Origin of the sequence: Desnuesiella massiliensis (genome assembly GCF_001403615.1) — a bacterium.
Lineage (GTDB): Bacteria > Bacillota > Clostridia > Clostridiales > Clostridiaceae > Desnuesiella > Desnuesiella massiliensis.
On sequence record NZ_LN879452.1, the window covers coordinates 140160 to 152658 of the forward strand.

Here is a 12499-nt window from a genome sequence, read left to right on the forward strand (position 1 = left end):
ATTTGTCTTTAGTAGCCAATTTAGATAGGGTTTGTATCTAGAATTAAAGCATAGGTACAAACCCAGCAATGCTTTGAAATTGAGGGTTGTATCTATGTTGGCTATGAGTGTAAGTTTTTCGTTTATCTTGTAAAGAAAGCCACATAGGTTGTCTATGTGGCTTTTACGTTTTTTTGCGTTTGTATTTATTAAGCCACAGGATGTTCTCTGTGGTTTTTTTATATTCAAAATAAGAAAAATTAGAAAGGAGAAATTTTATGGAGGCAATGGAAGCTGTATTAACACAAGGGCTAATTTTATCAATTATGGTATTAGGGGTGTACATAAGCTATAGCATATTGGATTTCCCTGATCTGTCTGTAGACGGGAGCTTTTCCTTAGGAGGAGCAGTAATAGCTATAATGCTGAAAAGTGGGCATTCACCGATTTTAGGAGTGATGGTGGCACTATTATCAGGAGGTATAGCAGGCTTATTAACAGGAATACTCCATGTAAAGCTAAGGATATCGAATTTACTTTCTGGAATTTTAGTAATGGGTATATTATATTCATTAAACCTACGGATCATGGGAAAGGCTAATATACCTATCTTTGCAAATGAGAATATATTTTATAATTTTAATCCATTAGTAACTACGTTAGTTTTTGTAATGGTAATAAAGATTTCTATAGATATGTTTTTGAAGACAGGCCTAGGCTATACATTAAAAGGAGTGGGTGATAACCCTCAAATGATTAAATCCTTAGGCATAGAAATAGGGAAAGTTAAGATACTTGGTCTTATGTTATCCAATGGACTTGTTGCTTTTGCAGGAAGTATAATGGCTCAGTATCAAGGATTTTCAGATATATCTATGGGAATCGGTACTTTAGTGTTAGGCATAGCATCCATAATCTTAGGAACATCAGTTATTAAAAGGGTTAATTTTGTAAAAGACACTACCTTAGTGATAATGGGAACCTTAATCTATCAGATAACTATATATTTTGCAATGAATATAGGGCTTACTCCTGTGGATTTAAAAATGGTCACATCCATAGTGATAATTTTATTCCTAGCTCTTAGCGGATTAAAGAATAAGGAGAGTAGAAGAGGGAGGGGGAATTTATTAAATGTTAAAGATACAAAACTTATCAAAAAGCTTTCATAACTCCTATGTGGGTGAAAACATACTATTTTCAGATTTAAGCTTAAATATTAAAAAAGGAGATTTTATTACTATAATTGGCAGTAATGGTACAGGGAAGTCCACATTATTAAATGTACTTTCAGGGCTTGTTAATGAAACCTCTGGAAGCATTTTATTGAAAGGTATGGATTTAAGTAAAGTACCCGAACATAAAAGAACAAAAATCATCAGTAGGGTTTTTCAAAATCCTTCCTTGGGTACATGCCCCTCTATGACTGTGAGAGAAAATCTATCTTTAGCCTTAAATAAAGGAAAATTAATTAATTTGAAATATTGTTTAAGACATAAAACAGAGGATTTAGAAGCTTTACTAAAAGATATATCTTTAGATTTAAAAAGACTTTTGGATGTACAGGTTAAGTATTTATCTGGAGGTCAAAGACAGGCATTATGTCTTATAATGGCTAGTGTTTCCAATCCTAAACTATTATTGCTAGATGAGCATACCGCAGCATTAGATCCCAAGACATCAAAGGAGATAATGGAGTTAACAAGAAGGCTTGTGGAAGAAAAAAATATTACCACACTGATGGTTACTCACAATTTAAAGGATGCCATTGAATATGGTAATAGATTGATTATGCTGCATAAGGGTGATATCATTCTAGATTTAGAAGGAGAGCAGAAAAAGAGATTGACTATAGAAAATATATTAGAAAAATTTGAATACGCAGTGTAAAGGAGAATTGCTATGAAAAAATTAATTGCCTTAATATCGATAGTTGGAATTATGCTAACAGGATGTACAAAAGCTGAAGGTGGCAAGAAGGTTATAAATATAGGTATAAGCCAGATAGTAGAGTATGTGGCCTTAGACCAAAGCAGGGAAGGCTTCATGAAGGCTTTAGAGGAAAATGGTTATAAGGATGGAGATAATATAAAAATAGAATATCAAAATGCGCAGGGGGATATAGCTGTAGCTCAAACCATAGGCAAAAAATACGTGTCTCAAAAGAAGGATTTAATTTTTGCTATAGCTACAGCTTCAGCTCAAGGAGCTTATAATGCTACAAAGGACATTCCTATAATGATTACTGCAGTTACTGACCCCATAAAAGCAGGCATAGCAAAGTCTTTAGATAAACCAGAAACAAATGTTTCAGGAACCTCAGATTATTTACCAGTAGAGAAGCAGTTAGACTTAATAAAACAGCTAATGCCTAAGGCTAAAAAAATAGGAGTTATATATAATACCAGTGAAGTAAATTCCGAGGTTCAAGTAGAAGAATTAAGGAAAGCAGCAAAAGATTATGAGATTATAACTACAGGAGTTTCAAGTACTAATGATGTTAGCAGTGCCATAAACAGCCTAGTGAAGAAGATAGATATACTTTATGTACCTACAGATCAATTAGTAGTGTCTTCAATGCCAATAATTGCAAAAAGCACCCTAGAGGCTAAAATTCCTATTATAGCAGCAGAAAAAGGCTCAGTAGAAGCGGGAGCTTTAGCGACTGTAGGTATCAATTATTACAAGTTAGGCTATGAAGCAGGTAAAATGGCGGTAGAGGTATTAAAAGGAAAGGATATATCAAAAATGCCTATTAAAATATCAGAGGAAACAGATATATATATAAATGAAGATAGCTTAAAGGCATTAGGGATTCCAAAGCCAAAGGCTGAAAATATTCAATATATAAAGACTAAGTAATTTTCAAATATGTTACTCTATGTAAAGTATTTTTATAGTATAATAGGTATATACAATGCAAAGTAGATTGTTTACTAAAGCATAGATATATAGGCTATAATAATAGTGAGGTGATACCTTTGGCTTATACAGCTTTATATAGAGAATGGAGACCTAGAACCTTTGATGATGTAGTAGGTCAAGAACACATAACCATAACCTTAAAAAATCAAATTAAAAAAGAAAGAATAGCTCATGCCTACCTATTTTGCGGCACAAGAGGAACGGGTAAGACCTCCACAGCGAAAATATTAGCTAAGGCCTTAAATTGCTTAGATTTAAGGGAGGGAGAACCCTGTAATCAGTGTGACATGTGTCAAAAGATAAATTCCGGGTTAGCTATAGATGTAAATGAATTAGATGCAGCTTCAAATAATGGAGTAGATAATATAAGAGACATAATAGATGATGTGCAGTATCCTCCACAAGAGGCAAGATTCAAGGTTTACATCATGGATGAAGTTCATATGCTTTCTACTGGTGCGGTAAATGCTTTTCTAAAAACCTTAGAGGAGCCACCTAAGAATGTAGTATTTATATTGGCTACCACAGACCCGCAAAAGCTGCCCATAACCATATTATCTAGGTGCCAAAGGTTTGATTTTAAGAGAATAAAAAATGAAGATATTTCTATAAGGCTTAGGAGAATTGTTAAGCAGCAAGGAGTTTTTGCAGATGATAAGAGTTTAAATCTTATTGCAAGAATGTCCGATGGAGCTATGAGAGACTCTTTAAGTATATTAGATCAAGCTATATCCATGGGAGGCGGCAAGGTAGAATATGAAGACGTAGTGAACATGCTTGGATTAGTTACCAATGAAAGTCTAGTACAGCTCATGGACTCTATAATAGGAAAAGATATCGAAAAGTCTATGAAGAATATAGATCAAATTGTTTTTGGAGGAAAGGATATTCATACCTTCATTAAAGACATGATAAACCATCTTCGTAACCTTTTAATGGTGAAAATAAGCAATAATCCCGAAGAAGTTGTAGATATGTCTGAAGAAAATATAAAGCTTCTAAAGGAACAAGGCGAAAAAATAAGAGTAGAAGAGATAATGAGATGTATAAGAATTCTACAGGAGGCGGAGGAGCAATCCAAGTGGAGCAAGCAAGGTAGAGTTTATTTAGAGCTAGCAGTTATAAAAATGTGCAAAATAGAATATGATACTTCAAAGGAAGTGCTGCTAGCAAGAATAAATAAATTAGAAGAGGCTATAAAACAAGGAAAGATAACAGTGGCCTGCGAAACTGTAGCGCAAAGGCCTCAAAGAGAGGTAACTAAAGCTTCAACCTCTGAAGAAAAAGAAGAAGCAAAGGTAAAACCAGTACAGCGATTTAATGAAAATTCCACTCTTAGTTTAGATGATGTAAGAAAGTCCTGGAAGGACATACTAGAAACCATTAAGGCAAGAAGGCATATGGTGGTGTATGCTTCTATAGTAACAGGAAAACCTGCAGCCTGCAGTGGAGGAGTCATAGAGATAGAATATGAAAAACAATTTTCTTTCAATAAGCAAAGGTTAGAAAAGGAAGATAATAGAAAGATTGTTGAAGATATATTCTCCGAGATTCTAAGGGAAAGAGTTAAAATTAAGTATAGCATAGACTCTGATGAAGAGGTAGTGGATGATCTTACAGAAAAGAGGTTAATTGAAACCTTTGGAGAAGAATTAGTGGAAGTTCTTGATGAGTAAATATAAAATTAAGATAACAATGTCAATAAGAGGGTAATTTTAATATTATATTCTATATAGTAAATAGTGCTTATTTCTCTTATATTTTCTCATAGTATTGGGGAATAAGGGACTTTTGCACAAACAATTAAAATAATATATAATAATGAATAGGTTTAAATTAAGGAGGTATTAATTTATGGCAAAAGGTGGATTCCCAGGAATGGGCGGAAATATGAATAATCTATTAAAGCAAGCTCAAAAATTCCAAAAGCAAATGGAAGATATGCAAAAGGAACTCGAGGATAAAGAATTTGAAGCTTCTGTTGGTGGTGGAGCAGTAGTAGCAGTGGCAAATGGCAAGAAGCAAATAGTAGATATAAAACTAAAACCAGAGGTAGTAGATCCAGATGACGTTGAAATGCTTGAGGATTTAATTCTTAGTGCGTGCAGTGAAGCATTAAAGAGAGCAGAAGAAGAAACAGCAAAGGAAATGGGTAAATTAACTGGTGGATTTAACTTACCAGGAATGTTTTAATAAATTTATATAGTAGTTATTTACCACTAATTTAGGCATACAGTTATGTATGCCTAAAATAAGTTTATGAGGATGTGAAAATAAATTGGAATTCTATCCAGTTGCAATAGAAAAACTTATTGAGGAATTTGCTAAATTACCTAGCATAGGACATAAAACCGCTCAAAGGCTTACTTTGCATATATTAAATCTACCTAAAGATGAAGTAGAGGAATTTGCTAAAGCGTTAGTTCAGGCTAGGGGAACCATAAAATACTGCTCTGTATGCGGAAATTACACAGATAAAGACCCTTGTGCTATTTGTGGAAATCCAAATAGAGATAAAGCCTTAATTTGCGTAGTAGAGCAGGCAAAGGATATTATATCTATGGAAAAAGTAAAGGAATTTAATGGAGTATATCATGTACTTCATGGAAATATATCTCCTATGGCAGGCAGAGGCCCTTCTGATATAAGAATAAAAGAGCTTATTACCAGAATGAGTGGAGATGTAACAGAGGTTATAGTGGCCACAAATCCTAATATTGAAGGAGAGGCTACAGCCATGTATATATCAAAGATACTAAAGCCTTTAGGGGTTAAAGTAACTAGGATTGCCCACGGTATACCAGTAGGTGGAGATTTAGAGTATGCGGATGAAGTTACTTTATCAAAAGCTTTAGAGGGCAGGAAAGAAATATAAAAGCTTGTATATTTTTGTTTAACACAAAAAAACATTTATCACGGCAAAAAAAGTTTTGTTAGAGAAAATAAAGTTATGTTATGAATTTAGGCTAAAAAAGGAAGAAACAATAGATAAATAATTTAGAAAAGTAATAGAAAAATAAGGCGAAAGCCTTTATAATTAAAGAATAGAAGGGAAAAAGCAATAGGAAAATCAATAGTCTTTTTCCCTTATTTCTTTGTCCTTGCCACTGCTTCACAACAGAACATTATTTACTTTTATAGATACCATTTTAGAAATAAAATGGAAAGTCTCTTTAGAAAAAATAAAATTTAGAGTGTTTATAGAAAATTAACAAATATTAACAAATGGCTAAATTTCAAGCTTTTAGTCAACTTTTGTAACATAACTTTTTTTTATTTTTGATAAAATATTTTTTGATTAGTATATAGTTAGGATTAAGGAATTAGAGAAAAAGAAATAAGGAAAAAATTTTTTTAGAAAAGAATTTTAGATAAGTTTTGTTAAAATGAAAATAAAGTTTTGTCAGTCAAGGAACAGAGATGAACAAATAAATAAGGGGATATTATCTAAAGGTATATTATGTTTAATTTTATTAATGTCAACATCACGTTGACGTTAACAGAAAGATGATTTTAGATACTCATTAATAGTAGTTTTAATAAACAATCTATTAAACCAATACAGGTGGTCCAGTTTCAAGAATCACTATATACCTTAATATAAAGGATAATATGAAGATGCAACAGGCTTTAAAAATTTTCTTGAGTAAAATTTGAGTATATAATATAAATATGATAGTATATAAACATAGCAAGGGAGACCAAGAGAAATCAGTAACCCTGCTTAAGTCATATATCATATAAGATGCAACATTCCTAAACTAAATAAAAGTACATAAATAGAATTTATCAAAACTCTAATGAAATAAAAGGAGTGATGCATATATGAAAAAAGTAATAAACCATAAACTATACAATACTGATACTGCAGAACTATTGGGGGAATATTCCTTTGGCAATGGTTACAGTGATGTAAATTATTTTTATGAGGCATTATATAGGACTAAAAGCGGAGCCTACTTTATTCATGGAGAAGGTGGTGCCAGAACAGAGTATGCTACTTTAGTTAGTTCAAATTCTTGGACAGGTGGAGAAAACATAATCCCGATTTCAGAGATGGAAGCATATGAGTGGGCAGAAGAGCATGACATGATAGGAGTTATAGAAAAATATTTTTCAGATCAGATAAAAGAAGCATAAATCAAAGAATTAATTTCAAGTTTTGGAGTGTAGAATCATAAAATTCTGCACTCTAATTATTTTGTTTCAATGAATATGTAAAAATTGTTCCAATAATTGTATTGAAGCAGAATGACTCTATTCAGGTACAGTGTTTCATAAATAATAAATCTCAAAAAAGTTCTTTTGATAATATATAAGATTAAGTATTTATTTTTTTATGTATGGTATTATGGATTTTACAATATCTAAAATAAGTGAACGTTCAAGTTTAGAGCATTTTCTTATTAGATTGGTTAATTCATCATCATTAATATTTTCATCTTCGGTATCTTTCCCATATATCAAATAATCAATTGAAACTCGCAAGCATTCGGAGATTTTTACCATAGTTGCAAGGCTCATTTTCTTTTCTCCGCGTTCAATTTGACCAATAAAATTTGCTGATAAATTAAGAATTTCGGCAATTTTTTCGCGAGTTAAACCAAGTCCTAGTCTTTCCTTTTGTATTCTCTCACCAATTTTTTTATAATCCATTTTCAAACACCCCTCTAGTTTACTTTACAGATAATGTATACAACATAAAATAAACTAAATGGGTTAAAATAAATTACCCATGTAGCGCTAAAAACCTTTGAAGATTTTTACATTATAAGATAAAATATTCATGTAAGTGTAGGAATATATCAAATAAAATAGAATACTACTATAAAACAAAAATAAATCACAGATATATAATTAGAAAGGGATGGATGTAGATAAAATTTCGAAAAAATTGAGTCTTACCAATTATTTACTATATGTTCATAAAGGATCAAGTTTTTTATTAATAAAAGAACAGCTTAAATATATAAAGAATATAATATGCTCTGTCAATTAAGTAATATAATCAGCAAAATGATTTGTGATATACATTAGATTTAGACTTGTTATAAGGTTTTATGTTTATGAATGAAATTAATAGTGCTGAAGAAGATGTTATTTAAATTTTCAGATGATTTTTCTTTACTTTGTGCAAAGAAAAATATTATGATAAGCAATGGTATTTAGTTTATTAGAAATATTATAGGAAAGAGGGCAATTAGTAGTGAGAAGGTTTTTCTACAGGTTTATGCCAGTTATTTTATTGGTAAATGCCTTTATACTTCATGTGCTAGGGTATTTTATTGATTTCTATGTAGCAGAAAAATATGATTTATTTATATGGTTAATGGTTACAGTTATCGCTATGTTTTTTTCTTTTGTAGGAGCTATGAAAATCCAAACACTATATAGTCAGGCTTACAAAGATAGTTTGACGGGTTTAGGAAATAGGAGTTTCTTTTACTTGGAAATGAAATATAAAATGGAGCAAACAAGAAAACGTGAGTCTTCAATATCATTACTTATGGTGGATGTAGATAATTTTAAGGAGTTTAATGATAAATATGGACATATATCAGGAGATAATATACTAAAGCAAATTGCAGGTATTTTTATGCATAATGTGAGAGTTAATGATAGTGTTGTAAGATGGGGAGGTGAAGAATTTGCTATAATTCTTCCAGATACAGATGCTGATGGTGCATATAGGTTAGCAGAGAGAATTAGAAGAATGGTTGAAGAAAATAATTTTAGTTGTGAACAAGATATATTATGTAAAGTTACAATTAGTATTGGAGTTGTTACAGTTCAAGAAAAAACAGAAATAAACTATCTTATAGGATTAGCGGACAAGGCATTATATAAGGCAAAAGGTCAGGGACGTAATAGGGTGTCATTATTTGACAGGTATTAATATAGAAAGTATTTAAAAGAATAGCTACATAGGTATTGGTTTGGAAATGTTTTGCGTGCGAGGATAAGCAATCCAATGGCCTGTGCCGCCAAATCGTTCGAATACTTAATATACTATTAGTACTATAGAATTGTAGACATGATTGAAAACTTCCTATTGAATTCTTATAATATTAATAAATACAATTTTGTATTGCTTATAATAAAAAGTCTTACTATAAATATCAAATTACCACATTTACAATTTGCAATACTTGTAACAAAATGTTAAATGTACTATAGGGTAAGTTTCTTTAGTATTACGTTGACAATTATAATAAATCTTTTTCCTAAATAATAAACATTTTCTGTAATTCTTGGATGGACGCAGAGGGGATACTGCATTTCCGTTCAGGGATTTATTTGTTTGTAGGAAAAAGGCTTAAGGAATAAGGATTAATTATTATAGTTGTCATCATATATGCATTAGAGGGATAAACTTTACAAAGTAACAAGCATTTATTACAATATATAGTAATACAAATAGAAAATGTTCAATATATAGTATTGTTGGGGGTTTTGTTGTGAAGAATAATGCAAGAGTTACGGATGGCATTAAAGTAGGTAGCGAAATAATTTTCAAGGGGCATATCTACGAAAAAGTTAAAGATGGTTTTTGCGCAAATGAGGGATGGAGCCATGTAATAATATATAAAGGTAATAAATATGAATTTAGTGATTTATTGAAACTATATCTTGAAAAAACTGATGATGAATGGACTGAAATATTACCTGATATTAAAATGAAACATAGAAAGTTAGGGAAAAGATGGTGGCAATTTTGGAAAGAGGTTGGCTTTGAATGGGAATTTAGAATTAATTTAGATACAAAACTATGGATTGAAGTATATTATGAGACACTTCCTGTTGGTTTTGAAGAACCGAAACTATTATGGTTTAGTGGAAAGGCAAAAGTTAATGAAAGGAAAAGAAAGAAACTTGAAGAGAATTGGAATAATGATACTCATTTCGTTTTAGATACTGTACTCAAAGAAGTACCTGTGAAAGATATAGTTAATTATCCTGATGCGTTGGGAAAAGGAGTAAGTGGGTGTATACAATTGTATAATTATATGAAAAAAGGTTTATACAATCCATCAGATGAATGGAATGGTGAGATGACTATAAATGATGTTTTAGAAACTTCCGCTAAATATGAAGAACAAGTTAAGGAATGTATAAATTCGGAACGATGCGGATGGCTCTACAAGCAACATTGTAATGGATCCTTAAAAGAATTAGATGACTACGTTAGATTAAATGAAGTTGATGGTAAGTTTTATTTGGGAAGTAACGGAAACCATAGAATTTGTCTATTAAAAAGGATTAAATCTGAAAAAATATATGCTAAAGTTAGTATATGGGAGAAACGAAAAAATGTAGTTTGATTATTATAGATGCTATAGAAGAATTATTACGTGAAAATAAGAAAGGAAAATAAATATCTATATTAAAGAGTAAATATATAGAAACACACAGGCTTATAGTGAATTTTATTTCCCAATATCTTCATTTTAAGAAATATGGTAAAATAAAAGTAAAAAATAAAGATATGGTGATAAAATTGGATAAAGCTAAAGAACCAATTATAAAAGTTAAACCGCCAAAGCCACTCTGGGTGCGTGCTATTCTTGATAATGCTGATAACTTTGAAGAAGATTACAGACGTAGATTGCATAATCGCATTATGGATGTTGCTTTAAATAAAAAATAAGTTCAAATATCTAAAGTTTACCAGTTCGTTATATTTAATTTCTAGTTTTTCAAAACGACAGTAAATTTAAAGTTTATTGGCAAAAAGATAAAGTAATTACAGAATGTATTTCCAATAAGTCATTTTAAAGTACTTAAATCCATTCTAAAAGATTAGGGAAATAATCAAAAATCATAAAATATAATAGAGTATAGGCGGAGAGGATTTTATGAGAAAATCCTCTTGATTCTTCTATATATAAAGAGAGATAAAAACTTTGCTTTATATATTGACTTTATAAGGCCTTAAATCTTTACTTATATAAGTGTAAAGTTAGGCTTGTTAGGATATTTAAGGCTCTTATTTTGTGTTAGATGTCTTATACATATACTTATAAGAATTATTAATAAAAACGTCCACTTTATTCATTAAAGGAGGACATCTTTGACAAGCATTAAAAGCAAAACAAAATTATTGATATTTTTAAGCTTTAGCTGGGGAATTAAAAGGTTCTTTCCAAGCTGTTTGTATCTTCTTCATCTTTTGAGCTGGAGCAAGTGCCATAAACTTTTCATATTCCTTGCTTTCTTTACTGCTAAAGTTTAGTGGTATTGGAGTAAGTTGATTAAGCAAAAAGTTTATAGAGTTCCGTTTATCATTTTCGTTGTTATTAGAAAAATGCTCACGCATATTTTTAAGAGTGTCAATGATATATTGGGTTTCAAAAATATGAATATAGATATAATCTTCTCCCTCATATAGAAGGGATTCAGTAATGCTATTACAAATAAATTCGCAGATTTCTTGTTCCTCTTTATTATCATATATATTATTACAATGGTACATTGCTTCATACATTTCCTTTTTTTGAGAGGAATAAGGATACCCCATTGTTATTCTACGATACATAAATTTATTTCTTGGAAGAGTTCGCTGCCCAAAAGTGACTCCATCTAAACGCTGTTTATAATATGTGTATATTTTATTCCAATGGTCAGACCTACTTGGAATATTTTGACCTTGTTTTGATCCAGCAAGACCTTGAATTATAATATAACGATCATTAAGATATTTAATCAATGTTTCAAGTTGTTCAGCTATCTCATCCTTATATTCCAATATATCTATTACAACATCAATCTCTGATGGTAATAAATATAGTGGTGATTGAGTATTGTTATGCCATCGACCCGCTCTATATTCAATTAACATATCTTCGCAAATATTATTTAAATGACTTGATATATCCATAACAAGCATATTGTTACAATTGGAAGAAGAGCTATATTCTTTAATTGCTTGTTTAATAAGTTTTATTTCATCTGGTGTTACATAAAATGTTTCCAGCTCTCTTTCTACAGCTCTAATAACGCGGCATATTAGCCTTGAGCCTGGTATTCCGCAAAAATCACTCATTTAATATTCCTCCTGTTTGTTAAATATCCTTAATAAAAGCTGAAGTTAAAAAGTATTGCTTAAGAATTATATAGCTATTATTTTTATTAATGTCAAGTTAATTTGATTTTCAATATTACTGTAGTATTCATATTCATATCTTGATACATAGCCGCTATTTATCATATTTTGTATGAATTCTTCGTCTGAATAATCATTAATCACAGAAACAAGAGATTTTCCGCTCCCTCTTTCAATTAATACAATGATTGACCCTTCTTTTTCTCGGAATGTTACATCCTCATTATTATATTTTTTGATACCAGCCCACATTTCTTTTGAAATCGAAAGAATTATTATCTCTTCATCCTGCTTGATAAATTTTTGTGGGGTTCTATAGTGACAAACATTCAAATTATTATTTTTTGCGTAGTTTTTCATAACATCGGAAGCATCATTTAGAAGCCAGCAGCCACCTTTTTTCATCTGTTCTTGAATCTTCTGAATAGTGATTATTTTACTCATTATTAAGACCACCTCGATTTTAGATTATGTAATAAGGACTCGGCCCAT

General features: G+C 30.8%; 13 protein-coding genes. 10 read left to right on the top strand and 3 right to left on the bottom strand.

Annotation, left to right across the window (positions count from 1 at the left end; translation table 11 throughout):
* Window positions 1-257 precede the first annotated feature (257 nt).
* The 7 genes from BN2665_RS02320 to BN2665_RS02350 all read left to right on the top strand — a co-directional run bounded on the left by BN2665_RS02320 (window position 258) and on the right by BN2665_RS02350 (window position 7044).
* The gene (locus BN2665_RS02320) at window positions 258-1151 is read left to right on the top strand and encodes an ABC transporter permease (protein ID WP_055665500.1); all 894 of its coding nucleotides are present in this window, start codon (window positions 258-260) and stop codon (window positions 1149-1151) included.
* A complete protein-coding gene (locus tag BN2665_RS02325; protein WP_055665501.1) occupies window positions 1114-1869 on the top strand; it encodes an ABC transporter ATP-binding protein in 756 nt (251 codons plus the stop codon). Before BN2665_RS02320 ends, BN2665_RS02325 begins: the two co-directional genes overlap by 38 nt.
* A gap of 12 nt (window positions 1870-1881) precedes the next feature.
* Window positions 1882-2841 (top strand): ABC transporter substrate-binding protein, encoded by a 960-nt coding sequence (locus BN2665_RS02330; RefSeq protein ID WP_055665502.1) that lies wholly within the window; start codon window positions 1882-1884, stop codon window positions 2839-2841.
* A 119-nt stretch (window positions 2842-2960) separates the two neighbouring features.
* Window positions 2961-4580 carry a DNA polymerase III subunit gamma/tau gene (gene dnaX, locus BN2665_RS02335; RefSeq protein WP_055665503.1) on the top strand — a complete coding sequence of 540 codons (1620 nt, stop codon included), beginning with the start codon at window positions 2961-2963 and terminating at the stop codon, window positions 4578-4580.
* Between the two features lie 178 nt (window positions 4581-4758).
* Complete coding sequence (locus BN2665_RS02340; protein ID WP_055665504.1) at window positions 4759-5097, top strand: YbaB/EbfC family nucleoid-associated protein; 339 nt, start codon at window positions 4759-4761, stop codon at window positions 5095-5097.
* An 85-nt stretch (window positions 5098-5182) separates the two neighbouring features.
* Entirely contained in the window at window positions 5183-5779 is a 597-nt protein-coding gene (recR, locus tag BN2665_RS02345; protein ID WP_055665505.1) for a recombination mediator RecR, read from the top strand.
* 950 nt (window positions 5780-6729) lie between these two features.
* On the top strand, window positions 6730-7044 hold the full coding sequence (locus BN2665_RS02350; protein ID WP_055665506.1) for a hypothetical protein: 315 nt from the start codon (window positions 6730-6732) through the stop codon (window positions 7042-7044).
* 189 nt (window positions 7045-7233) lie between these two features.
* Here the strand turns inward: BN2665_RS02350 and BN2665_RS02355 are convergent, their stop codons facing one another.
* Window positions 7234-7560: a helix-turn-helix domain-containing protein gene (locus BN2665_RS02355; protein ID WP_055665507.1), complete on the bottom strand. Its 327-nt coding sequence runs from the start codon at window positions 7558-7560 to the stop codon at window positions 7234-7236.
* Between the two features lie 550 nt (window positions 7561-8110).
* Between BN2665_RS02355 and BN2665_RS02360 the strand changes: the two genes are divergently transcribed.
* From BN2665_RS02360 to BN2665_RS02370, 3 genes are all read left to right on the top strand, one after another.
* Window positions 8111-8800: a GGDEF domain-containing protein gene (locus BN2665_RS02360; RefSeq protein WP_195892644.1), complete on the top strand. Its 690-nt coding sequence runs from the start codon at window positions 8111-8113 to the stop codon at window positions 8798-8800.
* 562 nt (window positions 8801-9362) lie between these two features.
* Window positions 9363-10226, top strand: coding sequence for a hypothetical protein (locus tag BN2665_RS02365; protein WP_055665509.1), 864 nt, complete (start codon window positions 9363-9365; stop codon window positions 10224-10226).
* Between the two features lie 176 nt (window positions 10227-10402).
* The gene (locus BN2665_RS02370; RefSeq protein ID WP_195892645.1) at window positions 10403-10552 is read left to right on the top strand and encodes a hypothetical protein; all 150 of its coding nucleotides are present in this window, start codon (window positions 10403-10405) and stop codon (window positions 10550-10552) included.
* Window positions 10553-11014: 462 nt separating this feature from the next.
* Here the strand turns inward: BN2665_RS02370 and BN2665_RS02375 are convergent, their stop codons facing one another.
* Together BN2665_RS02375 and BN2665_RS02380 are read right to left on the bottom strand one after the other, a co-directional pair.
* Window positions 11015-11947 carry a hypothetical protein gene (locus BN2665_RS02375; protein ID WP_055665511.1) on the bottom strand — a complete coding sequence of 311 codons (933 nt, stop codon included), beginning with the start codon at window positions 11945-11947 and terminating at the stop codon, window positions 11015-11017.
* Between the two features lie 66 nt (window positions 11948-12013).
* Window positions 12014-12451, bottom strand: coding sequence for a hypothetical protein (locus tag BN2665_RS02380; RefSeq protein WP_055665512.1), 438 nt, complete (start codon window positions 12449-12451; stop codon window positions 12014-12016).
* Window positions 12452-12499: the final 48 nt, after the last annotated feature.

What these genes read in the sequence shown, in the direction of transcription:
- BN2665_RS02320 (WP_055665500.1), top strand. Translation starts at nt 258, where the DNA reads ATGGAGGCAATGGAAGCTGTATTAACACAAGGGCTAATTTTATCAATT.
- BN2665_RS02325 (WP_055665501.1), top strand. Translation starts at nt 1,114, where the DNA reads ATGTTAAAGATACAAAACTTATCAAAAAGCTTTCATAACTCCTATGTG.
- BN2665_RS02330 (WP_055665502.1), top strand. Translation starts at nt 1,882, where the DNA reads ATGAAAAAATTAATTGCCTTAATATCGATAGTTGGAATTATGCTAACA.
- BN2665_RS02340 (WP_055665504.1), top strand. Translation starts at nt 4,759, where the DNA reads ATGGCAAAAGGTGGATTCCCAGGAATGGGCGGAAATATGAATAATCTA.
- BN2665_RS02350 (WP_055665506.1), top strand. Translation starts at nt 6,730, where the DNA reads ATGAAAAAAGTAATAAACCATAAACTATACAATACTGATACTGCAGAA.
- BN2665_RS02355 (WP_055665507.1), bottom strand. Translation starts at nt 7,560, where the DNA reads ATGGATTATAAAAAAATTGGTGAGAGAATACAAAAGGAAAGACTAGGA.
- BN2665_RS02375 (WP_055665511.1), bottom strand. Translation starts at nt 11,947, where the DNA reads ATGAGTGATTTTTGCGGAATACCAGGCTCAAGGCTAATATGCCGCGTT.
- BN2665_RS02380 (WP_055665512.1), bottom strand. Translation starts at nt 12,451, where the DNA reads ATGAGTAAAATAATCACTATTCAGAAGATTCAAGAACAGATGAAAAAA.